20 protein-coding genes and 4 pseudogenes are annotated in these 23,799 nt (G+C 42.2%); 10 read left to right on the forward strand and 14 right to left on the reverse strand.

What is annotated here, in order from left to right:
* Positions 1-39: 39 nt before the first annotated feature.
* Positions 40-510: an Lrp/AsnC family transcriptional regulator gene (locus ACRQ5D_RS27860; protein WP_022832833.1), complete on the reverse strand. Its 471-nt coding sequence runs from the start codon at positions 508-510 to the stop codon at positions 40-42.
* 130 nt (positions 511-640) lie between these two features.
* Between ACRQ5D_RS27860 and ACRQ5D_RS27865 the strand changes: the two genes are divergently transcribed.
* The 3 genes from ACRQ5D_RS27865 to smpB are packed head-to-tail and all read left to right on the forward strand — an operon-like array spanning position 641 to position 3,668.
* Positions 641-1,291, forward strand: coding sequence for a metal-dependent transcriptional regulator (locus tag ACRQ5D_RS27865; RefSeq protein ID WP_091162703.1), 651 nt, complete (start codon positions 641-643; stop codon positions 1,289-1,291).
* Complete coding sequence (locus tag ACRQ5D_RS27870; RefSeq protein WP_091162702.1) at positions 1,288-3,189, forward strand: Nramp family divalent metal transporter; 1,902 nt, start codon at positions 1,288-1,290, stop codon at positions 3,187-3,189. Before ACRQ5D_RS27865 ends, ACRQ5D_RS27870 begins: the two co-directional genes overlap by 4 nt.
* Before the next feature lie 26 nt (positions 3,190-3,215).
* Entirely contained in the window at positions 3,216-3,668 is a 453-nt protein-coding gene (smpB, locus tag ACRQ5D_RS27875) for an SsrA-binding protein SmpB (RefSeq protein WP_432327310.1), read from the forward strand.
* A 97-nt stretch (positions 3,669-3,765) separates the two neighbouring features.
* Here the strand turns inward: smpB and ACRQ5D_RS27880 are convergent, their stop codons facing one another.
* The 5 genes and pseudogenes from ACRQ5D_RS27880 to ACRQ5D_RS27900 all read right to left on the reverse strand — a co-directional run bounded on the left by ACRQ5D_RS27880 (position 3,766) and on the right by ACRQ5D_RS27900 (position 9,751).
* Positions 3,766-4,425 carry a protein-L-isoaspartate(D-aspartate) O-methyltransferase gene (locus ACRQ5D_RS27880; protein ID WP_091162701.1) on the reverse strand — a complete coding sequence of 220 codons (660 nt, stop codon included), beginning with the start codon at positions 4,423-4,425 and terminating at the stop codon, positions 3,766-3,768.
* Between the two features lie 202 nt (positions 4,426-4,627).
* Entirely contained in the window at positions 4,628-6,172 is a 1,545-nt protein-coding gene (locus ACRQ5D_RS27885) for a dihydrolipoamide acetyltransferase family protein (RefSeq protein ID WP_091162700.1), read from the reverse strand.
* 43 nt (positions 6,173-6,215) lie between these two features.
* Positions 6,216-7,462, reverse strand: a pseudogene (locus ACRQ5D_RS27890) (competence/damage-inducible protein A).
* Positions 7,463-7,469: 7 nt separating this feature from the next.
* Positions 7,470-9,401 (reverse strand): putative LPS assembly protein LptD, encoded by a 1,932-nt coding sequence (locus ACRQ5D_RS27895; protein ID WP_431198501.1) that lies wholly within the window; start codon positions 9,399-9,401, stop codon positions 7,470-7,472.
* Positions 9,359-9,751 carry a putative LPS assembly protein LptD gene (locus ACRQ5D_RS27900; protein WP_431198502.1) on the reverse strand — a complete coding sequence of 131 codons (393 nt, stop codon included), beginning with the start codon at positions 9,749-9,751 and terminating at the stop codon, positions 9,359-9,361. Before ACRQ5D_RS27900 ends, ACRQ5D_RS27895 begins: the two co-directional genes overlap by 43 nt.
* A gap of 510 nt (positions 9,752-10,261) precedes the next feature.
* Between ACRQ5D_RS27900 and ACRQ5D_RS27905 the strand changes: the two genes are divergently transcribed.
* From ACRQ5D_RS27905 to ACRQ5D_RS27915, 3 genes are all read left to right on the forward strand, one after another.
* Entirely contained in the window at positions 10,262-11,194 is a 933-nt protein-coding gene (locus ACRQ5D_RS27905; RefSeq protein WP_091162697.1) for an N-acetylmuramoyl-L-alanine amidase family protein, read from the forward strand.
* Between the two features lie 111 nt (positions 11,195-11,305).
* On the forward strand, positions 11,306-11,779 hold the full coding sequence (locus ACRQ5D_RS27910; RefSeq protein WP_432327312.1) for an MlaD family protein: 474 nt from the start codon (positions 11,306-11,308) through the stop codon (positions 11,777-11,779).
* A 46-nt stretch (positions 11,780-11,825) separates the two neighbouring features.
* Positions 11,826-12,251, forward strand: coding sequence for a hypothetical protein (locus ACRQ5D_RS27915; RefSeq protein ID WP_432327314.1), 426 nt, complete (start codon positions 11,826-11,828; stop codon positions 12,249-12,251).
* A 47-nt stretch (positions 12,252-12,298) separates the two neighbouring features.
* Here the strand turns inward: ACRQ5D_RS27915 and ACRQ5D_RS27920 are convergent, their stop codons facing one another.
* The 5 genes and pseudogenes from ACRQ5D_RS27920 to ACRQ5D_RS27940 form a co-directional block, all read right to left on the reverse strand.
* Complete coding sequence (locus tag ACRQ5D_RS27920) at positions 12,299-12,574, reverse strand: hypothetical protein (RefSeq protein ID WP_431198503.1); 276 nt, start codon at positions 12,572-12,574, stop codon at positions 12,299-12,301.
* Positions 12,575-12,656: 82 nt separating this feature from the next.
* Positions 12,657-13,211 carry an MBL fold metallo-hydrolase gene (locus tag ACRQ5D_RS27925; RefSeq protein ID WP_431198504.1) on the reverse strand — a complete coding sequence of 185 codons (555 nt, stop codon included), beginning with the start codon at positions 13,209-13,211 and terminating at the stop codon, positions 12,657-12,659.
* 22 nt (positions 13,212-13,233) lie between these two features.
* Positions 13,234-13,611, reverse strand: a complete 378-nt coding sequence (locus tag ACRQ5D_RS27930) for an STAS domain-containing protein (RefSeq protein WP_090527130.1) — start codon at positions 13,609-13,611, stop codon at positions 13,234-13,236.
* A 50-nt stretch (positions 13,612-13,661) separates the two neighbouring features.
* The gene (locus tag ACRQ5D_RS27935; protein WP_091162695.1) at positions 13,662-14,606 is read right to left on the reverse strand and encodes a phosphoribosylaminoimidazolesuccinocarboxamide synthase; all 945 of its coding nucleotides are present in this window, start codon (positions 14,604-14,606) and stop codon (positions 13,662-13,664) included.
* A 156-nt stretch (positions 14,607-14,762) separates the two neighbouring features.
* Positions 14,763-15,724 (reverse strand): annotated as a pseudogene (locus tag ACRQ5D_RS27940) (PhoH family protein).
* Between the two features lie 103 nt (positions 15,725-15,827).
* Here ACRQ5D_RS27940 and ACRQ5D_RS27945 point away from each other — a divergent pair.
* From ACRQ5D_RS27945 to ACRQ5D_RS27960, 4 genes are all read left to right on the forward strand, one after another.
* The gene (locus ACRQ5D_RS27945) at positions 15,828-16,604 is read left to right on the forward strand and encodes an SAM hydrolase/SAM-dependent halogenase family protein (RefSeq protein ID WP_091162693.1); all 777 of its coding nucleotides are present in this window, start codon (positions 15,828-15,830) and stop codon (positions 16,602-16,604) included.
* A 13-nt stretch (positions 16,605-16,617) separates the two neighbouring features.
* On the forward strand, positions 16,618-17,145 hold the full coding sequence (locus ACRQ5D_RS27950) for a hypothetical protein (RefSeq protein ID WP_256337322.1): 528 nt from the start codon (positions 16,618-16,620) through the stop codon (positions 17,143-17,145).
* Between the two features lie 30 nt (positions 17,146-17,175).
* On the forward strand, positions 17,176-19,008 hold the full coding sequence (locus tag ACRQ5D_RS27955; protein WP_091162692.1) for an ABC transporter ATP-binding protein: 1,833 nt from the start codon (positions 17,176-17,178) through the stop codon (positions 19,006-19,008).
* A gap of 164 nt (positions 19,009-19,172) precedes the next feature.
* Positions 19,173-20,573 (forward strand): MBL fold metallo-hydrolase, encoded by a 1,401-nt coding sequence (locus tag ACRQ5D_RS27960; protein ID WP_432327317.1) that lies wholly within the window; start codon positions 19,173-19,175, stop codon positions 20,571-20,573.
* A 195-nt stretch (positions 20,574-20,768) separates the two neighbouring features.
* Here the strand turns inward: ACRQ5D_RS27960 and ACRQ5D_RS27965 are convergent.
* The 3 genes and pseudogenes from ACRQ5D_RS27965 to rpe all read right to left on the reverse strand — a co-directional run bounded on the left by ACRQ5D_RS27965 (position 20,769) and on the right by rpe (position 23,749).
* Positions 20,769-21,721 (reverse strand): annotated as a pseudogene (locus tag ACRQ5D_RS27965) (D-2-hydroxyacid dehydrogenase).
* A gap of 108 nt (positions 21,722-21,829) precedes the next feature.
* On the reverse strand, positions 21,830-22,897 hold the full coding sequence (serC, locus tag ACRQ5D_RS27970) for a 3-phosphoserine/phosphohydroxythreonine transaminase (RefSeq protein ID WP_091162690.1): 1,068 nt from the start codon (positions 22,895-22,897) through the stop codon (positions 21,830-21,832).
* A 202-nt stretch (positions 22,898-23,099) separates the two neighbouring features.
* Positions 23,100-23,749 (reverse strand): annotated as a pseudogene (gene rpe / locus ACRQ5D_RS27975) (ribulose-phosphate 3-epimerase).
* Between the last annotated feature and the right edge of the window lie 50 nt (positions 23,750-23,799).

Here is a 23,799-nt window from a genome sequence, read left to right on the forward strand (position 1 = left end):
TTCTTCTTGACTCTTGATTCTTATAGTCTTGACTCTTACCTAATACTCCAGCGGCACTATAGGCTCTTTTTTACTGGTAGACATGATCATCATTGTTTGGAAAGTTTTCACCACAGTAATACGGCTAATCTTTTCCATGATGAGTTGCTCGTATGATTTGATGTCGCGTACGTATACCTTTAACAGAAAATCACACTGGCCAGTTACGTGATGACACTCGGTTACCTCTTTAATATTCTTAATTTCATCCAAAAAAGTTTGAATGGTGTTTTTCTGATGAAAATCAAGGGAGATCTGGATAAAGGTTTTGATTCCTAATCCTAACTTCTCTTCATCTACCAGCGCATGATAGCTTTTAATGTATTCTGCGTTCTCAAGTTTACGCACGCGTTCAAGAGTAGGTGCTGGCGAAAGCCCTATCTCGTTAGACAACTGGAGGTTGGTTATCCTTCCGTTTTCCTGTAAAATCTTGAGTATTTGTAGGTCTATTTTATCTAATTCGGCGGCCATAGTTGTATGCAAATATAGTATTTTCCTTGCTTCGCAAAATTTAATTTTTCGTTAAAGTACTTCAACGAAAACATATTTCCTAACGTTTATTTTTTTAGATTAGTCTAAATTTTTTATTAGATTTGTTTAAATGAACACTTTAGCCGAGGAAAACTACTTAAAATCCATCTATCATCTCTCTGTAAATGATGGAAATGCGAGTACAAATCAGATCGCATCCTCGCTAAATACCAAAGCGTCTTCGGTTACCGACATGCTTAAAAAACTTGCAGATAAAGCGCTCATCAATTACACCCCCTACCAGGGAGTAAGCCTCACCCCTTCCGGCGAGAAAATAGCGATAAGCATTATCCGCAAACACCGGCTGTGGGAGTACTTTCTGGTAGAGAAACTCAATTTTAAATGGGACCAGGTTCATGACCTTGCCGAAGAGATGGAACATATCTCGTCTGAAGAGTTAATTGACCGCCTTGACAAGTTTATGGGTTATCCAAAACATGACCCACACGGCGACCCTATACCTGACTGTAACGGCCGTTTTAACACGCACGAGTTAAAACCGGTTTCGGCAGTAACAGTTAACCAAAGCGGTATAATTTCAGGCGTCCGTGACCATAGTTCATCCTTTTTACAATACCTCGATAAAAAACAGCTTACTATCGGCTGCAAAATAATGATAACTGATATTATTGAATATGACCATTCGGTAGTGGTACAAACCGGCAATAAAGAAGTGCATATCAGCCGCGAAGTAGCCAACAACTTGCTTATAGCCCTATGAACAATACACACAACGAATCTTTAGGCAATGTACACGGATCAGTAACCACCGAAAACAAAAGCGGCTGGCGTAAGCTGATGGCTTTCCTGGGCCCGGCTTACCTGGTGAGCGTGGGCTATATGGATCCGGGAAATTGGGCAACGGATATCGCAGGAGGCAGTGCTTTTGGATATAAGCTGATCTGGGTATTGTTTATATCCAACATGATTGCCCTTCTGCTGCAATCACTGGCAGCCCGATTGGGGATAGTGCGCGGGCTCGACCTTGCACAGGCCTCCAAAAATGCCTATCCCCGTTTTGTAAACTTTTGCCTGTATATACTGGCACAAATAGCCATTATAGCATGTGACCTGGCCGAAATTATTGGCATGGCCATTGGGTTAAAGCTACTGTTTCACCTTCCGTTAATCTGGGGTGTATCGCTTACCATCACCGATACTGTACTGATGCTCTACCTCATGAATAAGGGTATGCGCAAGCTCGAAGGTTTTATTATTTCGATGATCTTTATAGTCGGGCTCTCTTTTTTGGTCGAAATGTTTATTGTTAAGCCCGATGTAATAGAAGTAGCAAAGGGTTTTATTCCCGGCAATCTGTTTAAAGGTGATAAAATAAGCCAGCAAATGCTTTATATAGCTATAGGCATTATTGGCGCTACAGTAATGCCGCATAACTTATACCTGCATTCATCACTGGTGCAAACCCGCCAAATAACCCGTAGCGAAGAAGGCTTCAGGGCGGCGATTAAGTTTAATCTTTTTGATACTGTTGTAGCCCTAAATCTTGCTTTTTTTGTGAATGCGGCTATTTTGATATTAGCAGCAAGCGCCTTTTTCAGGAACGGTTATTTTGAAGTAGCGGAGATCCAGGATGCATTCAAGCTGCTGGAGCATATTTTCGGTGCAATAGCGCCTACTTTATTTGCCATTGCGCTTATTGCCTCGGGTCAAAGCTCAACCATTACCGGTACACTTGCCGGCCAAATCATTATGGAAGGGCATATTAACCTGCGGATAGAGCCCTGGTTACGCCGCCTGCTTACCCGTGTATTGGCTATTGTACCGGCAGTGTTCACCATACTTTTTTATGGCGAGGAAGGTTTAGGAAAACTCCTGATCTTAAGCCAGGTTGTATTAAGCCTTCAGTTGGGTTTTGCGGTAATCCCCCTCATCCATTTCACCTCCGACCGAAAAAGAATGGGCAAGTTTACCATCAATTTCCAAACAAGAGCATTGGCCTGGGCAAGTGCTTTATTAATCGTTGCATTAAACGCCAAACTGGTATATGAACAAATTGGCGATTGGGTAAACGGAACCCCATCACCGGTATGGATTTATGCCGTAGTGGTTCCCATTGTTATCGGCATAGCGCTATTACTGATCTACGTTTTTATACGGCCATTATTATTTAAACATCATGACAGGCCGGCTATTGTACCACATGGGATAGCCAATGCCATTACCGAGCTTGATGCGATAACTTACAGCCACATAGCCATAACCATAGATTTTTCAAAGAATGATACCGATTGCCTCCGGCATGCTATTATGCAGGGAGGTAAAAAAGCCGATTATACATTGATACACGTTGTTGAAACTGCTGGTGCGCGTTACTATGGCGGCCAGGTGCTGGATAATGAAACCCAAATTGATTTTAACAACCTCGATAAATATGTTTGCACATTAAAAAACCTTGGCTACAATGCCCAGGGACAAATTGGTTACGGCAATCCGGCCAGTGCCATAGCCGAAATTGTAAAGAATGAAAAAATTGATTTCATTGTCATGGGCTCGCACGGACACAAAGCTTTGAAAGACCTCATATTTGGCACCACTGTAAACTCTGTAAGGCACAAGGTTAATGTGCCGGTACTAGTGGTAAAGCCACAGTCAAACTAATTTTGTAAGTTTGCGGCTGAATAATTATGAGCCAGGATAACATCTATATAAAAAATAAAAAAGCCTACTTTGAGTATCATATACTTGATAAGTATGTGGCAGGCATACAGTTGCTCGGCACCGAGATCAAGTCGATAAGGCAGGGGAAGGCTAACATTAATGACGCTTTTTGTACATTCATTAATAACCAGTTATATGTACGCAACCTGCATATCTCTGAATATTCATTCGGCTCGTTCTATAACCATGAGGCCAAGCGCGACCGCATCCTGCTGTTAAATAAAAAAGAGCTAAAAAAACTCCAGACCCGTGGCGAAGAACGGGGGTTGACCATAGTCCTCCTGGCGTTATTTATCAGCGAACGGGGATTTGCCAAACTTGAAATTGGCCTTGCACAAGGTAAAAAGACATACGATAAACGCGAAACCATGAAGGAACGCGATACCAAGATTGAACTGGACAGAGTGATGAAAAGGTAAATTGATTTCGGAATTGGGAATTTCGATTTAGGATTTATTTAAATGAAATCATGATAATTCTTAATTCCGAAATCGAAAATTCGAAATCCGAAATCTCCTACCAAGCCTTATCCCCTACCAATGGTACAAACCTAAAGGTGTCCAGCACAATCTTTTCATAATCGTTATCTCCCACTTTTAGTATTGTAACCATCTTTTGGGTTTCTTCATCCCCAACCGGGATAACCAGGATGCCGCCTATTTTTAGTTGCTTTAACAGCACTTCGGGCACGGTGGGTGCTCCGGCGGTAACAATGATCTTATCATAAGGTGCGTGTTCGGCTATTCCAACAGAGCCATCTCCCAGGAAAAAACGGGCATTGTAACCCATTTCATTTGGCAATACGTATTTGGTGCGGTGATAGAGCTTTTCCTGGCGTTCAATAGTGTAAACATTAGCTCCAAGTTCAAGCAGGACACAGGTTTGATATCCCGAGCCTGTGCCTATTTCAAGTACTTTATCTCCTTTTCGGATATGCAATAGCTCGGTCTGATAGGCCACAGTATAGGGCTGCGATATGGTTTGTCCTTCGCCTATCGGGAACGCAATATCCCTGTAAGCCTGGTTCCAGAAAGTTTCATCAAAAAAGCAATGACGTTTTACCTTGCCAATAGCCTCTAAAACGTGTTCGTCGCCAATCCCCTTCTTTCTCAAAACATCCACAAGCCTTTTACGGGCACCCTGTTCGCGGTAATTATCAGTATACTTGTAAGCCATTTTCAAAGGCAAAGTTAATACGAATTTTCACACAATTTACCCAATAAGCATCATTTACGGGGTTTTGGACCCTGGTGGTTATTTATGTGCTTCATTAGTACAAATTTAAAATTCAATTTTGTCAATAATGAAACGCATGGTCTAAAAACACGACACGCCGAACAGTTTGCCCGGCGTGTCATGTTTTTATGTAATTAAGAACCTATACCTCCCTGTTACTGTCCCACTTCTCTAAATAATCGGCCACACGCCTTACAAACGAGCCACCCAAAGCTCCATCTACAACGCGGTGATCATATGATAATGAAAGGAACATCATGTGGCGTATAGCGATCATATCGCCTTCTTTTGTTTCAATAACAGCAGGTTTTTTCTTGATAGCGCCAACAGCTAAAATGGCAACCTGCGGCTGGTTGATTATAGGTGTACCCATTACGTTACCAAATGAGCCAACGTTGGTAATCGTAAATGTGCCTTCTTTTACATCATCGGGCAATAACTTGCCATTGCGTGCACGGTTCGCAAGGTCATTAACGGCCTTTGTTAAACCAACAAGGTTAAGCTCATCTGCTTTTTTAATTACCGGTACAATCAGGTTACCGTTTGGTAAAGCCGTAGCCATGCTGATGTTGATTGCCGCTTTTTTTATGATCTGAGTACCGTTAACAGATACATTGATCATTGGAAAATCCTTGATCGCTTTCGCTACTGCCTCAATAAATATAGGCGTAAAGGTTATTTTTTCGCCTTCACGTTTTTCAAAGCTGTTCTTTACTTTTTCGCGCCATAACACCAGGTTAGTGACATCGGCTTCAACAAATGAGGTAACATGCGGCGATGTTTGTTTGCTCATCACCATATGATCGGCAATCAAACGGCGCATCCTGTCCATCTCTATGATCTCATCACTGCCGGTTACAGAAACAGCCGGAGCAGGCTGCTGCTCAACAGGGGCAGCTTTTGGCGTTTCCGTTTTTGCAGGTCCAGGAGCCGCAGTAATTATTGGTTGCGGCGCTGGTTCAGCAGCCGGTCGTGCTTCTTTAGCAGGCTCAACTGTTTTTACAGGTTGCCCGGCAGTTTGAGTAGTAAACGACTCAACATGAGCTAACTGATGCGTATTTTGAACTGATGGAGTTTTTGCCTGCAGATAGTTCAGCAGGTCATCTTTGGTTAAACGGCCATCCGACCCCGTCCCGGGGATGCTATCCAACTCCCCAATAGTGATACCTTCCTGTGTGGCAATATTTCTTACAAGGGGCGAATAAAAACGGCCTTCGGATTTAAATACCGAAGCAGCAGGCGAGCTTTTTTGCTCAAGCTGATCTATCCCGGGAATACCCGATAAATCTGAAGATTGAATTTCGTTTATTCCGGCTTCAGGAACTTTTTCGGCTTCATTTAACTGAACAGCTTCCTGGTATGTTGTTTCCGTTATTTGGGGTTCTTCGGCTGATTGAGGAACTGGAGTTTCTTCCGGCTGAACACTTATCTGGGCAGTTTCGGCTTCTTCAGTTTCAATGATCGCTATAACTGCGCCAACCTGTACCACATCGTTTTCCTGATACAGTTGTTCAACTAACTTACCGGCTACAGGCGAAGGCACATCCGAGTCAACTTTATCGGTAGCGATTTCCATTACAGCATCGTCGGCATTCACCTTATCACCCGGCTTTTTTATCCATTTGATAACGGTTGCTTCAGCAACACTTTCCCCCATTTTTGGCAATAACAGCTGGTATTTGGCCATACAGTAGAATATAGTTTAACTCCAAAATTAGGTATTTAAATCTTTACTTTTTAATTTGAGTAAGCAAAGTATTCAACATTGACAGGGCCATCACAGCACTTCGCTCAATGTTTTGCCTGCGTTTACTGCCAAATGTATATTTTTTTATTAATGATTTCTCTTTTGAGGCAACTGCAATCCACACAGTACCAACGGGTTTATCTTCCGTACCGCCCCCGGGCCGGCAACGCCGGTTATAGCTACGGCCAAATCCGATTTGAAATTCAACAGTGCCCCCTCTACCATTTCTTTTACAGTTTCTTCACTAACGGCTCCATGTTGCCACAAAGTTTCGTTCTTTACTCCCAAAATACTTTCCTTTAACTCGTACGAATAAGAAACCGCGCCGCCTAAAAACACCTGCGATGACCCCGGATGTTGGGTAAACAAGTGCGAAAGATAACCGCCGGTACAGCTTTCGGCTACTGATAAAGTAAGGCCGTTACTTTCCATCAAATCAAGGATGGCTTTTTCAAGCGGGATGTCCTGATCAATAACAAACGGTGAACCTATGCGCTCAATAAACCTGGTGGCAAATGCATCAACTTCTTTTTGCAAAGCAGCTTCATCTTCGCCAAAAGCGCTTAATCGTAAACGCACCTGTCCTAACTTTGGCAGGTAGGCTAGTTTAATATGCGATGGCAAATCATTTTCGATATCTGCAATCCGTTCGGCCAAAAATGATTCACCCTCACCAACGGTTAGCAGCGTTTTATGAATGATCACGGGAAGCTTCAGGGTAGCCTTAATTTTAGGCAATACCTGCCCTTCCATCATGTACATCATCTCAAATGGCACACCTGGCATCGACATGTAGATAACTCCATTGTGATTAAACCACATACCCGGAGCAGTGCCGTTTTCATTAAGCACAACTTCGCAATTGGCAGGAACAAGCGCTTGTTGCCTGTTGATCTCCAGTAACGGGCGGTTATATTTGGCAAAAATGCGTTCTACATTAGCAAATGCATCCTCGTTTTCAACAAGTTCAACACCAAAGTATTCGGCTAATGTTTTTTTGGTGATATCATCTTTTGTAGGGCCAAGTCCACCGGTAATAAAAATGATACTGGCCCGGCTTGCAGCTTCGGCTAATGCCTTCAGGATATGTTCTTTATCGTCGCTTATTGATGAGATCTGCTTTACCCTTATCCCTATCTTGTTAAGTTCGGTGGCCATCCAGGCCGAATTGGTATCAACAATTTGTCCGATAAGTATCTCGTCGCCGATGGTAATTATTTCTGCCAGCATTATTATATTAATAAAAAGATGATTGTGGATTGTAATCGCTTTTCTTGCTTAGTTTCAAATCCTGCAAAATAGAAGCCTTCACTTTTAAAGTTACGTTATACATTTTGTATACACCGAAGGGGATCCATTGAAAGGCCAGATCCCAGCAATGCAGATCGCGGTATATTGAAAACGAGGTAGCGCTTGCAAATTTAGCCGCCTTTATATCATACGTAGTAGAATATTGGATCTTCCACTTTTGCGTAAGGTTCACATCGCCCGAAATCTGGAGCGTATTACTGGTTGTTTTGTTGTTTAAGTAGTTTTGATAGCTAAAACTGTAGTTGAGCGAGATATTCCACGGTACGTTAAAGTCAACATATGCGTTCGGATCGCTGTTTACCAGGGCCAATCTCTGAGCCTGGGTAGGATTCATGGTTGCAATAGTATTCAGGGCGGCATTTCCCGGAGTTGCTTTAGTTGAATTCAAGCTCCCACCCATAGAAATGTTTAAACCTGATAAAGTTGGAAATTTGCCGTCCTGCCAGGCATACCTGTTTATATAACGGCTTGTTCTTACAATCTGATTATTGGAGATTGAATCGCTTACCTTGGTTACATATGGGCTAAACACTCCCGAAAAACTGATACTTAATTTTTGATTAAAAATAGCGGTATGCCCCGAAAATGAGATATCCGAAAGTTTCATTGAGTCGGCTGCGAAATTATAAAAGGTGGAGAACGACAAACCTTGTAAAATCATGATTTTTCGGTCGGTGCCGGATGTATCCGTGCTTTTCGCTTTTACCTTAGCTTCTATCGTGTTATCTACCGAGAAATTTAAACCCGCCTGCTTACCCGCTGAGGGGCCGCCGTAAACTCCGTTCTGGAAAATAGAATATTTTTGATAGGTATACGGATAAGGTACCGTGGCTGTACTAACAGCTGTTTTGTAATAGCCAAAGCTTGGGTCGCTGAAGTCGGGACGATAGCTAAAACTTATTGACGGTGTAGCCACGTGCCTGATTGCTTTCAGGTTACCATGTTTAAAGTTTATGGTACCGTACAATTTAGTTGATATACCTGTACTGATACTATACTCGCCGGCACGCTTAAAACCAGGTATAGTATCAATAATTAATTGATTTGAACCGGCAATGCTTCCCCTTTCAAATCTTTCATTAATGCTTTGAAAATACCAGCGTTCGGTATAGTTAACACTGTTATTAAACTGAAAGTACTTTAATACGTTTAAGCCCAAACTAACCGGGATGGTATGCTGAAAACCATTTTGTAACCGTTTTGATAAAGTTTCGCCTTTAAATAACTGGGACTCGGGGATATCGTTAAGCTTGTTGGTACCTACCAAATTATAGCTCACGGTAATTTTTTGATACCATTTTTGTTCGCCAACCCTGTTTTTAGAGTCGAATGGGTTTATTGACGACATACCGAAGGCAATAGTCGGCAATTCGATATTCACCGTTTTACGGGCTATATCCTGGCTATGCGAAATGCCTACACTTAAGTTAAACGGTGTACCTGCCCAGGTTTTACCATAAGCGATACTTGAGCGTAAACTACTTTGGGCAATGGAGTTAACATTATAGTTACTTGCCGATGGCGTATTCCGGAAGAAACCGGAAGTACCTGCATCAACCGAAGCACTGAAAGTTGAACCTGGGTTAGCATTGGCATCCTGCACATGCGACCAGTAAATATGAGCGTCTTTAGTGGCCGGGTCGCCCTCAAGGCCATAGTTATGCGAGCCAAAGCTTAGCGTAACGTTGCCCGTATATTTATAACGTTTAAGATATCGTGCCGTGCTGCTTAGTTCATACGAGCCCTTTGAGTAGATAGACCCGGTGGTAGTCAAATCAACATAATCACTTATACCAATATAGTATCCAAGCCCTTTTAAATAGAACCCCAAGGTGTTGTCCTCACCAAAAGTTGGCAAAATAACACCTGATGTCCTGGTATCCGGCTTAGGGAAAAACCGAACGGAATGGCAAGCGGTAAAGGGACCCCTTCAATCTCCAGGTAAGCGGGCCCGGATATAATACGTTTCTTTTCGCCGATGCCACGGGTAATCACTATACCAAAGTGGGTATCGGGATAAGGCAAATCGCAGGTACTAAAAATAACGTTACGGTATGCAACCTCATCATCATTGAGTTTTTTTGCCTGCCCGCCCGAAATAAAGTTGCCTTCCTGTTCGGATGCAGGATTATAGATCTTTACTTTTTTTGTTTGATAATTAAAAATCAGCGAATCGGATGCTACGGGCTTATCCGTTTTTTGCTTCATGATAGGCCTGCGGATATATTGGTGCGTACGAGGATCAATGCTTCCCCGAGCAAATATGAGGTGGTTTTTATCATCAACCCTGATATAATCTGCATCAAGCTCGAAATCTTCATAGGTTACACGGGCCTTGCCGTAAAAATAGGTAACCTGGTGCTCCCGGTCTGAGTGGGTCGAGTCCTCGGCAGTTGCCTTTACTTCTGATTGCAGGCCACCTTTATTCTTTTTAGTGGTATCATTTGCAGGTAAAGAATTTACAGGCTTACCGTTTCGTAGCGGCGTTATTGAGCCGGATTGTTTACCTTTAAGAAGTTTCTTATCACGAAGCGAATCAAGTTTGATAATAGTATCAGTTAAAGGCCTCCTGCCATGGCTGTTATTTAAAACAGTGCCGGCATTAGCAGCAAGTCCGTTTACTATTAATATAATTGCAAGCAGAAAAAAAAGGTTATGAATTTCAAAATTGATTATGAATAGTATTTTTGCAGATATAGTTAACAGCGTTCAAAAATAATGAAAAATAAGGCATTGAAAAGATTGATTTATAGTTTGTGGGTGTTGCTGGTTCTCCTTTCATTTTTTCCTTTTAAATCATACAGTTCTGTTTTAACCAATAGTCTTCCCCGTCAAACCGACACTGTTGTCAACAGTACCGGTTTTAAGATCAAAACCATTATTATCGACCCCGGGCATGGCGGCAAACCATCAGCCTCTACAGGTCATTATTCACACGGTGCATCGGGCTCTTATTCGTCAGAAAGGAATGTAACGCTGGCTATTGGCTTTAAATTGCAAGCCGCTATAGAAAAAGAATTAAGCGGCGTGAAAGCTGTAATGACCCGTACTACCGAAGATGATGTTTCGTTTGAACGGAGGGCTGAAATAGCCAATGAAAACAAAGGGCAGCTCTTCATTTCCCTGCATTGCAATTCGCTATCCGACAGAACAATTCGCGAAAAGGTTGGTACCAAACGTCATAAAGCGGTGTACCGTACCGTTCGGGTACCGGACAGGTCGGGCAAAGGCGTACTGATTTTGGTTTATGGTTTACACCGTACCCGCGAAGAGGAAAACGCCATTCAAAAAAACCAGGTTGGCGAAGAGACCGAACTCGACGGCGGCGCACTGGACCCGAACGACCCCATGACCATTATTTTAACAAACGAGTACAAAAGAAAGTTCAGGCAGCAGAGTATCAAGCTGGCTACTTTAATTAACGGCGAGTTTGTTGATACCGATGGAAGGCGTAGCGAAGGGATCAGGGAGCAGGGCATTTACGTACTTTGCCACAGCGCAATGCCATCAGTATTGGTTGAAACCGGCTATATCAATAACCCCGACGATGAAAAGTACCTTAACTCGGAAGAAGGACAAAATGAGATTGTAGCTTCAATTATCCGTGCATTAACAACCTATAAAAAAGAAATGGAACAGATTTCTCAATAATTATAAAAGCCAGACTGTTACTTCCTGGCAAATAAAACGTACATCATAAAACATATAAGCCTGGTTGCAGGTTTATAGCCTTAAACACAATTAACGCATAAACTCTACTTAATGAAAATCTCTAACGAAACCAAAATTGGTGCACTTACGGCAATAGCAATTACCATACTCATATTAGGTTACAGTTATTTACGCGGTAATGATGTTTTTTCAGGATCAAATAAATACTATGCTATTTATAACAGCGTTGAAGGTTTAACCGTTTCAAAACCAGTATTGGTAAACGGTTACCAGATAGGCCGCATCTCTAAAATGAAGCTTCAGCCAGACGGGCGTACCGTGGTTGAATTTAAAATTGAGCCAGATGTGGTTGTGCCTAAAAACACCCTCGCCAAGCTCGAAAGTACCGATCTGCTGGGCAGTAAAGCCATTGTTTTTGAGTTAGGTAACAGCAATGTGCCCGCCGAAGACCAGGATACACTTAAAGCCGATATCCAGGGCAGCCTTGCGGAAAGCCTGCAGCCCATACAAAAAAAGGCAGAGATGCTGATGTCTAAACTCGATTCTGTCACTGAGCGCTGTTAACAAGATCCTGAATCCTAACTTTCAGAAAAACATTGACCGCAGTTTCATGAGCATTGCGAACTCATTGCAAACGCTTGAAGGCACTACCAAAAAAATAGACCACCTGGTAGGTTCACAAACCGGACATATCGACGCCATACTTACCAATGCCGAGGAAGTATCAGGCAGCTTAAAGACAAGCACAGCACACCTAAACGGAATGACAGCTAACTTTGAAAAAGTAAGTAACGACGTTGCTGCTGCTAACCTGAAACAAACACTTGATAATGCAAATAAAGCTATGGCCGATTTGCAGGCAACTATTGCCAAAATCAACTCCGGTCAGGGTTCTTTGGGCCTTTTGCTTAATGACGATAAAATGTACAAAAACCTTACAGATGCATCAAACAATCTCAATAACCTGTTTATTGATCTGAAGGCACATCCAAAACGTTATGTGAGCTTCTCTGTTTTTGGTGGTAAGAAGGATTAAGGAAAGCTAAAAGCCTGCTTTTGGCTTTCTGCCTTAAGCTTTTAGCTTTATTCTATAAAAAAGGTTTTCCCCTCAATTGCAAGTTCAGTTGAGGGGAAATTTATTTTAGCCTCATCCAGTAACTCATTCAGGGTTTTATAACGGGCCGAAAAATGGCCTATGAGCAGTTTTTTGGCGTTGGTTTTCAGGGCTATCTCTCCGGCTTGTAACGCTGTGGTGTGATGGGTTATAGCTGCCCGGTCAAGCATATCGTTTAAAAAAGTAGCCTCGTGATAAAGCAACGTGGCGTTGGCGATTTGGCCAAAATAGTTTTCATTATACATCGTATCGGAGCAGTAGGCATAGGTTTTAGGCTCGGCCGAATCGATAGTTAGCTCCTCATTTTTGTAAACTTTGCCTTTTTCATCAGTATAATCCCCCCTTTTTCAATACCGAATAATAGGCAACCGGGATGTCGAGACTTTCTATTTTCTCCTTAATAAATTTACGAAGTCTTTTCTTTTCCTTAAACAAAAAGCCGGTACAGGCAATGCGGTGATCAAGCGGTATCGTTTCAACTACAACATCACTATTATTGATCACCACTTCACTTTGTTGGGCATTGGTAAATATATATTCAACAGGGAATTGCAGTTCGGTATCTGAATATCTTAATTGCAGATCAATTATTTCTTTCAACTGCACAGGGCATACCAGTTTAAGCGCCTTTTTACGACCGTTAAGATGCATGGATGATAATAAACCAACCAGGCCTAAATAATGATCGCCGTGAAGATGACTTATAAAAATATGATCAATGCGACTGGCTTTGATATCAAAACGGAGCATTTGTTGCTGAGTGCCTTCGCCGCAGTCTATTAAATACAGGCGCTCATTGATATTGAGCACCTGTGAAGTAGGATTTCTGTTAAAGATGGGGGTTGCGGAGCTGCTGCCAAGTATTGTTACCTCAAATTTCATAATAGGTAAACAATCAAATGGTTTATCTTGCTTCCTTTTTTAATTCTTTTTCAATCTCTTCCATAAAAATAAGATCGACACCCTCTTCGGCGGTTGGGACAATGGTTAATACATTATCCAATTGTGATATGGTTATTAAACGCGCAACCGCGTCATTTAAACCCGCCAAAATAAATGAACCCGTAGCATTTTTACACAAGCGATGACCAACCAGCAAACTGCTTAAGCCTGATGAATCGGCATATTTCACCTGCGACAAGTCGAGAATGATGTTGCGCTGCCCCTCTGTATTGATCAAAATCAGTTCTGATTTTAACTGAGGCGTTACTATTGAATTTAATTTTGATTCATTAAGTTTCAATAATATATATTTCTCATGTTTATCTACAGTAAATTTCATTCTTATTAAATTTAATAAGCTAAGATAAATATTTTATGGATATTTTAAAATTACATAACGCTCAACGCGTTATTAATTGCCGTTTCAACGCGGGCTAATACATTCCCTTCGGCAGGCTTAACAAATGCCTCGCCGATAATCTTTTCGTAAAGCTCTATATAACGCTCAGATATCGAATTAACAATCTCTTCGGTCATAACCGGCACTACTTGCCCCTCTTTACCCTGGAAGCCATTTTCGATAAGCCATTTGCGCACAAACTCTTTAGAAAGCTGTTTCTGCGGCTCACCTTTTTGCTGACGTTCCTCGTACCCTTCTTTATAAAAATATCTCGAAGAATCAGGCGTGTGGATCTCGTCGATCAGGTAAATCTGACCATCAACTTTACCAAACTCATATTTGGTATCTACCAATATTAAGCCTTGTTTGGCTGCAATCTCGGTACCACGTTTAAATAGCGCCTGGGTATAGGCCTCAAGCTTTACATAATCTTCTTCCGATACAATGCCTCTTGACAGGATCTCCTCGCGTGAAATATCTTCGTCATGTCCTACCGACGCCTTGGTTGTCGGCGTAATGATAGGCTCAGGCAATATGTCATTCTCCTTTAAGCCTTCAGGCAAAGCCACTCCACATACATGATGCCTGCCTGCGCTGTATTCGCGGGCAGCATGGCCGGCCAGGTAGCCGCGGATCACCATCTCTACCTTAAACGGCTCGCAAATACGACCAATGGTAACACTTGGGTCCGGAACAGAAATAACCCAGTTCGGAACAATATCGGTTGTAGCCTTTAAAAAACGGGCTGCTATCTGGTTAAGCACCTGTCCTTTAAACGGAATAGCTTCAGGTAATACAACATCAAAAGCCGAAATCCGGTCGGTAACAACCATGGCCAGGTATTTATTATCTATCGTATAAACATCGCGTACTTTCCCCTTGTAAAAAGCCGTTTGCCCCGGAAAGCTGAAATGTGTTTCTTTTATTGAGTTCATTGTTTTTAGTGATTAGAGATTGGAGGTTAGAGATTAGGATTTGCAAGTTTGCTTCCCTTTCAATAGCCTCAAATCACTTTATATTGAAGACTAAAGGTTGTTAGTTAGACATGAGCTTTGCAACTAATCTCTAACCACCAACCTCTAATCAACTAATTACTGTATATCCCCGTAAGCTTCTAATATCTTACGTACTAATTTGTGCCTTACTACGTCTTCGCCGCTTAAGTATACTATCTCGATACCTTTGATATCGGTCAGGATCCTTAAAGCAGTGTGCAGGCCGGATTGTTGTTTTTTTGGCAAATCAATCTGTGTTACGTCGCCGGTTACAATAAATTTAGCTGATGGCCCCATACGGGTCAGGAACATTTTGAGCTGCATATCCGTAGCGTTCTGGGCTTCATCCAAAATAACAAAACAGTTATCAAGGGTACGGCCACGCATAAAGGCAAGCGGTGCAATCTCAATGGTGCGGTTCTCCAGGTAAACCTTCAGTTTTTCGGCCGGGATCATATCATCAAGCGCATCATATAACGGCCTCAGGTATGGGTCGATCTTTTCTTTAAGGTCGCCGGGTAAAAAACCAAGGTTCTCCCCTGCTTCAACCGCCGGGCGGGTTAGTATAATGCGTTTAATCTCTTTGTTTTTAAGTGCCCTTACGGCCAATGCCACCGCGGTATACGTTTTACCGGTACCCGCAGGCCCGATTGCAAAAAGGATATCGCTTTTGTTAATACTATCAACCATGCGGCGCTGATTGGTGGTACGCGCCTTAACCATTACGCCGTTAGGCCCAAACACAATCACTTCACCACTCGCAAATTTATCTGCAGCAGCGGGTTCGGATGTGGTTGCATTATTAACCTTCGAACCAAGGATCCGCTCGAGATCAGTTATGTTGAGATTTTCAAATTTCTCAACATGATTTATCAGATGGGAAAATTTTTCCTGGAAAATATTCAGTTCGTTATCATCGCCCAAAACCTTCACTTCACTGCCGCGGGCAACTATTTTAAGCTTGGGGTATTGTTTCTTAATGATCTCAAAATGATCATTATTAGGCCCCACAGTACTGCAGGGTTTACGTTTTCAATTGATAGCTTAAGTTCGTTCAATACTAATTTGATTTTTTTAGTTACGGATTTTTATGAATTAAAAATTGAATATTTGTAGCTTCAAATGCTACTACAAGATTAGCAATAAATATTTATAAAATTAATGGCAATTATAACATTAACTACTGATTTAGGCGATAAAGATATTTACCAGGCTGCGTTAAAAGGCAGTATCTACAAATTGTTGCCTACAGTAAATATTGTTGATATTACCAACAGTGTTGCAGCCTTTAATGTACAGCAGGCCGCTTTTATACTTAAAAACAGTTTTCATTATTTCCCTGAAGATACCGTACACCTTATCGGTATTGATACCGTTTATAATGACCATACCAAATACCTCGCTATCCGCTACAAAAAGCACTACTTTGTGGGGGCTGATAACGGTATTTTTTCGCTGATGTTTGACCAGGAGCCTGAAGAGATAGTTGAGATCAACATTATGCAGGACCTTAAATTCCTCCACTTCCCCCTGGCCGATATCTTTGTTAAAACGGCCTGCCATTTAGCCAAAGGCGGCAAGCTGGATGAAATAGGCCTGCCGGTGAGCGATATTGAAAACAAAATGAATTTGCAGCCTGTTATTGAAAAAAACATGATCAAAGGTGTTGTAATTTATATCGATTCATTTCAGAATGTGATAACCAATATAACCAAGGAGTTTTTTAACAGCGTGCAGCAAGGCAGGCGTTTTGTGCTCAATTTTAAGCGCAATGAAACCATAAACCATTTAAGCTGGCATTATAATGAAGTACCCGTTGGCGAAAAACTTTGTTTGTTTGGTATCAGTGACCATTTGGAAATTGCCATAAATAAAGGCAATGCAAGTGGCCTTCTGGGCCTGAACCTGAATGATAAGGTGATCATTGAATTTCAATAAGGTATTTATATAAATGAAAAAAACTGTACTGATTTTTTTATTTTGCTTGATAACAATCGGTTGGGCATCGGCCCAAATCCCCGTTAACTCCGATTCTGTAGCTTACCAGCTTCAGCGTAAAAAAATAAATAATATGCTGGCGGCCCGTAAACAAAAATTCGGGCAATATGACCAAAGCCTGGGCCAGCATACCGGCATTTTCGGCTTTCAAACCAAAGGTGATGTCCGACGTTCGGCCGGCATCCTGATGGATATCGCCAAAACAGACGATGCTATTTTTAAAGAGCTCAAGATCCTGCTTGAATACCGTGATTTTCAGCAAAGGCAGATCCAAAGTCACAGCAAGGAGGCAGAAACTACAGCTGCCGGTTATATACAGGTAATTAACAGGTTAAAGCAACAAAATGCGCATCTTAAACAACAGTTAAACAATTCAGAAGAGCACTTCAAAACCCGGCAAAACATATTTGTGTTAGTGATACTTTTCATGATTGCGTCAATTTTATTTCTGCTTGTTAAAAAGAACCGTGTTAAAGCGTAAATTCGCGGCTTATAACATTCAAACGCATACATGGCAAGAGGACGACTGAACAGTGGCAGCAAGGCCGAAGCAGAATTACCTAAAGCAAAAATAAACAGGAGCAGCCTGCGCAACGTAGCTAAACTGCTCACTTACTTAAAACCTTACCGGGTTAAATTCATAGCCGGATTAGTTTTCCTGTTTCTGTCAAGCCTGGTAGGCTTGGCATTCCCCGCCATTCTGGGCGCATTGATTGATGCAGCACAAGGCATTTATAAATACAAGTACCTGCCGCATGGCTTAAATGCCATTGCCATCATGGGTTTTATTATATTATTTGCACAGGCTTTTGTGTCGTTTTTCAGGGTGGTTTGGTTTGTACAGGTGGCCGAAAAATCTTTAGCCGATATCAGGCGTGATACCTATTTTAAGCTTATTACCTTGCCCATGAACTTTTTTGCCAATCGTAGGGTTGGTGAATTGAACAGCCGTATTTCTGCCGATCTTTCCCAAATCCAGGATACGTTGACCACCACTTTTGCCGAAATGATCCGCCAGTTGGTGATCATGATAGGCAGCACTACCTTACTGGCCATCGTGTCTATCAAACTTACACTTGCGCTATTAGCTATATTGCCATTCCTGGTTGCATTCGCTGTATTCTTTGGGCGATTTATCCGTAAGCTATCACGTGAGGCGCAGGACAAATTAGCCGAATCAAACACCATAGTTGAGGAAACACTGCAAGGCATTGCCAATGTAAAGGCATTTGTTAACGAGGCCTACGAAGCTAATCGGTACGACAAGATTTTACGCAAAGTGGTGAACATCGCCGTTCGCGGTGCAAAATTCAGGGGTACCTTTGCCTCATTCATCGTATTTTGCTTGTTTGGCACATTTGTAGGCGTAATTTGGTATGGCTCGGTGCTGGTAGCTAATCATGAAATATATGTAGGCGACCTTACTACTTTTATAATGTACTCGATATTTGTAGGCGCCGCTATGGGTAGCTTTCCAGATCTGTACGCCAATTTGCAAAAAGCGGTTGGCGCCAGCGAACGTGTACTGGAAATCCTTCACGAACAGGGCGAAGATATTTCGATTATTGAAAGCGAAAATGGCATTAAACAACCCATTAAAGGCGACCTTGCTTTTGACAATGTGGTATTCGCCTACCCATCCCGCCAGGAAATTACCGTTTTAAAAGGCATCTCTTTTAGTGCAGATGCCGGGCAGCGTGTAGCTATTGTTGGGCCAAGTGGTTCCGGTAAATCTACCATGGCATCATTGATCTTACAATTTTATCACCCACAAAACGGAAATATCTTATTTGATGGCAAGCCAGCCGACAATTACACCCTTACTGATATCCGTAACCAGGTAGCTATTGTTCCGCAGGATGTATTATTGTTTGGAGGCACCATAATGGAAAACATTGCCTACGGCAGGCTCAATGCATCAAAAGAGGATATCATACAAGCCGCCAAACGTGCCAACGCGCATCAATTTATCTCGTCCTTCCCCGAAGGTTATGAAACTATTGTTGGCGAGCGTGGTGTTAAATTATCAGGCGGACAAAGACAGCGGATTGCCATTGCAAGGGCGCTCCTTAAAAACCCATCTATACTGATACTTGATGAGGCTACATCTTCATTAGATTCAGAGTCAGAACGCCTGGTACAGGAGGCGCTGGAAGAGTTAATGAAAGACCGTACATCTATCATCATAGCCCACCGTCTGTCAACCATTCGCGAAGCAGATAAGATCATCGTACTTGAAAAAGGCCATATAGTTGAAAGCGGTAGCCACGTCGAACTCATTGGCAATGAACAAGGTCTTTATAAATACTTAAGCCAGCTCCAGTTTGAAAGCAATCAGGCTTAGCAACACTCCTTAAAACTTATTGGTTTATAACTAAACTTATAAAGCATTAATACGTTTACACTCGCAATAAAGCGGGTGTAAACCGTTATATTCACAAACTGAAGATTACTTACAACGTAATATAATTATCGATACCCGCTTTAGCACAGGTATCACTTATAAAAATGAAACTAACTATACACGGGGCGGCCCGGCAGGTAACCGGGAGCATGCATTTGCTCGAGGTTGGACAATATAAAATTTTAGTGGATTGCGGACTTGATTATGAAAAGGACCGCAGTATCATATCTAACGAAAACTTTCCTTTTCGGCCCGAAGACATTGACGTGGTAGTACTTACCCACGCTCATATCGACCATTCGGGCAACCTGCCTACCCTGATCCGCTTAGGTTTTGAGGGGCAGATCTTATGCACCCCTCCCACGGCAGACCTGACTGAATTATTGCTGCTCGATTCTGTAAACATATTCATGCGCAAAGCGGCAAGTAAGGGCGGTCACCACAAACGTGGCAGAGGCAAATTCAATACGCATGCCCAACCACTATACATGCAAAAGCATGTGATGGACACGGTTGAGCGCTTTGTTACCATAGGATTTAACAAACCGTTTAGGATTACCGGCGATATTGAGCTAACTTTTGTACCGGTAGGCCACCTGTTGGGCGCAGCAGCAGCTGTATTTAAAGTAAATGATAAAGGCGAAGAAAAATCCATCGCTTTTACCGGCGATATTGGCAGGAAGAATTACCCTGTTTTGAATGATCCGCAGCCCCTCCCTCCTGTTGATTTCCTGGTTTCGGAAGCAACTTATGGCGGCCGCTACCACAGTAAGGACAAATCCGTTGAGCAAACCCTGATAGAAGTTATTGAAAAAGCCTGTATTAAAGAGCAGGGCCGTTTAATTATCCCGGCATTCAGCATCGGGCGTACACAATCTTTGGTTTATACGTTGAACAAGATCTTTAGCACTGGTTTACTGCCGCCGGTTAAAGTTTTTGTTGATAGTCCGATGGCTACACAGGCTACCGAGGTATTCAGAAAATACCATAATCAGGTTAACCAGGAAGCACAGGAGTTTTACCAAAAACGTGGCGACGAATTTGAGCTTGATAACCTCACTTACGTAGAAACACTAAAGGATAGCCGGCAGATCTCCAATTATTGGGAACCCTGCATCATTATCTCATCTGCAGGAATGCTTGAAGGCGGCCGCATCCAGGACCATCTTTTTTATAACATCCAAAATTACTACGCCACCATCCTGTTCATTGGCTACTGCGCCAAAGGAACATTAGGCCATCGTTTGTTACGGGGAGATTCTATCGTCCACATTAAAGACCGTGAACTGGCCGTTTATGCCACCATCAAACAAACCGACGTACTAAGCGCCCACGGTGACCATGACGACCTGATGAATACCGTAAAAGCCATTGATAAAGCAAAGCTCAAACACATATTCCTGGTACATGGTGAAGGTGAAAGTATGCAGCTATTAGCCAATGACCTTGAAAAAGAAGGCTACGGAGTTACTTTGCCGGAGAAAGGTGTTAGTTATATAATTTAAATACATAATATTCGATGTCATTGCGAGAAACGAAGCAATCGCACGGAAGCATAGCTGCCCTGTAAAGCATGCGATTGCCACGCTACGCTCCTAATGACATAAGATATAAAACAAACGGCACGAATTGATGAAATTCGTGCTGTTTGTTTTATAGTTTGTATTCGTGTAATTCGCTCTAATTAGAGCAAATTCGTGTTATGCTTTTTTGAAATGCTCGATAATTAAGCTTGCAAGCTCTACACCGATCCTTTCCTGAGCCTCATTGGTAGCAGCACCAATGTGTGGGGTTAAGGAAATTTTTGGATGGGTTAAGATTTCAGCGCGAGGGGCTGGCTCATTGTCGAACACGTCAAGTGCTGCAAATGAAACCTGGCCGCTGTTTAGAGCGTCAACCAAAGCAAGTTCATCAATTAAACCACCGCGTGAGATGTTTACCAGGCCAACACCTTTTTTAGTTTTAGCCAATTCCTCAGCACCAAAAAGGGCTTTGTCGATAAATGGAGTATGTAGGGTAATGAAATCTGCAGTAGTGATGATTTCATCAAGAGTAGCTTTTTTAACAGATGCTTTAACAGTGATACCACCGCCTAAAACAAGATCCAGCTCGGGGTTAAAATCAAAAAGATCATAAGCTAAAACATCCATACCAACACCGATAGCTATTTTAGCTACTTCCCTGCCGATACGACCAAAACCTACGATACCTAAAGTTTTACCGCGAAGCTCAACGCCTTTAGCATAAGCTTTTTCAGGTCGTTAAATTTGGTACCGCCATCAACAGGCATTTTACGGTTGCTATCAGGTAAAAAGCGTACAGCGCCAAATAAGCTGGCGAACACCAACTCAGCAACTGATAATGAAGAAGATGCTGGCGTGTTGTAAACACCAATGCCTTTTTCTTTGGCATAATCAACATCAATATTATCAACACCTACACCACCACGACCAATCAGTTTAAGATTAGGGGTAGCGTCGATCAATGCCTTACGTACTTTAGTAGCGCTACGTACGGTAATAGCATCATAGTTTTTCAATTTTTCAGGAAGCTCGTCCTGTGGGATATTGTTGGTATCAACGAAAAAGCCGGCATCTTCCAGCATTTTCTTACCTATCGGGTCGATACCGTCATTAGCTAATATTTTGATCATGTCTAAAGTTTTGCCCCCGGCCCCCTAAAGGGGGAGTGATTATTCCATATCTTTAAGGGCCGGGGGTAATTATTTAAAATTGTTGTTCCCCCTTTAGGGGGTTAGGGGCTACTTATTCTTTTCAGCAAATTCCTGCATTACGTCAATCAGCACATAGATGCTGCTTATTGGCAATGCGTTGTAAATTGAGGCGCGGAAACCACCTACGCTCCTGTGGCCTTTGATACCTACTATACCGCGTTCTTCGGCAAGTTTCAGGAATGGTTTTTCCAACTCAGGGTTTTCCATTACGAAGCATACATTCATTTTTGAACGGTCTTCAACGGCGGCCACTGCTTTGAACAATGGGTTGCGGTCAATTTCTTCGTAAAGTACACGTGCTTTGGTAATGTTTTCCTGCTCAATTGCCGGTACACCGCCTTTTGCTTTTAGCCACTTAAGGGTAAGCATTGATACGTAGATAGCAAATACCGGTGGGGTATTATACATTGAACCACCTTCAATTTGAGTTTGGTAGTTGAACATTGCGGGGATTTTGCGACCGGTTTTACCCAGCAGGTCGTCCTTAACAATAACCAAAGTAACACCTGCAGGACCCATGTTTTTCTGAGCACCGGCATAAATCAAACCAAAATCGGCAACGTTAACCACGCGGCTGAAAATATCTGACGACATATCGCAAACCACCGGAATTGGCGATTTAAAGAACTCCTGTAACTGCGTACCGTAAATGGTATTGTTAGAAGTAATGTGAATATAAGCAGCATCAGCCGGGATTTCAAAATCCTTAGGGATGTAAGTAAAGTTGGCCTCTTTTGATGAAGCTACAATTTGTACTTCGCCAAAATACTTGGCTTCTTTTAAAGCTTTGTTAGCCCAAACACCGGTTTCCACATAAGCAGCTTTGCCGCCTTCTGGTAACAGGTTGTAAGGAGCTAAAGCAAATTGGGTGCTGGCACCGCCTTGCAGAAACAATACCGAATAACCTTCAGGAACGTTGAACAATTCTTTTACCAGGGTAACAGCTTCGTCTAAAACGGCCTCAAACTCTTTTGATCGGTGCGAAATTTCAAGCAAAGAGAGTCCAGTACCATTAAAATCAATAACTGCTTCTGAAGCTTGCTTTAAAACTTCGTGTGGTAGAATGCCAGGTCCGGCACCAAAATTATGTTTCATAATATTAACGAATTGTAGGTTCTAAATACACTATTAGGAAGTTTGTATTTTGTTGGGCCGAAGTTAATTAATTTGACAAAATATATAGACATTATTTACATTTTTTGAAAAAATATACAATTAATCAACAAACGGGCCTTTGATTGCAAATAATTAAACCAACCCTACAGGGCTGGTTTAATTATTATCATTATAATAACTTTTAGGGATGTTTGAGTTTTGAAATTGCGGCCACCTGGTTGGCCGACGAGAACACTGAAGTGCCTGCAACAAACACATTTGCTCCTGCTTCTATCAGTTTGGTGATATTGTTGGCATCCACCCCACCGTCAATCTCAATTAACAGACCGGGATTTTTTTGGCACTTAGTGTCCTGAGTTCTTTGATCTTTTTATAGGTATTTTCAATAAAATGCTGTCCGCCGAAGCCGGGGTTAACCGACATGATCAAAACCATGTCCAAATCCGCAAGGATATCTTCCAAAGTAGATACAGGTGTGGCCGGATTAATAGCCACGGCGGCTTTGCAACCTAATTGCTTAATAGCCTGAATGGTGCGGTGCAAATGCGGACAGGTTTCCTGGTGAACAGTAATACTATCGGCACCGGCATCTTTAAATGCCTTAAGATAACGATCGGGGTCAACTATCATCAGGTGAACATCGAGCGGTTTGGAAGCGTGTTTTTTTACTGCGCTTACAACCGGGAAGCCAAAAGAGATATTTGGAACAAACATGCCATCCATAATATCAACGTGGATCCAGTCGGCTTCGCTGTTATTGATCATTTCAATATCGCGTTGCAGGTTGGCAAAATCGGCCGCTAAGATAGATGGTGCTATGAGGTGATTCATATGCAAATATATAAAAGCAGGTAATCTATGGGACTGATAGTGTAATTATT

This window comes from Mucilaginibacter sp. P25 (genome assembly GCF_050859465.1).
In the GTDB taxonomy this organism is placed as follows: Bacteria; Bacteroidota; Bacteroidia; order Sphingobacteriales; family Sphingobacteriaceae; genus Mucilaginibacter; species Mucilaginibacter gossypii.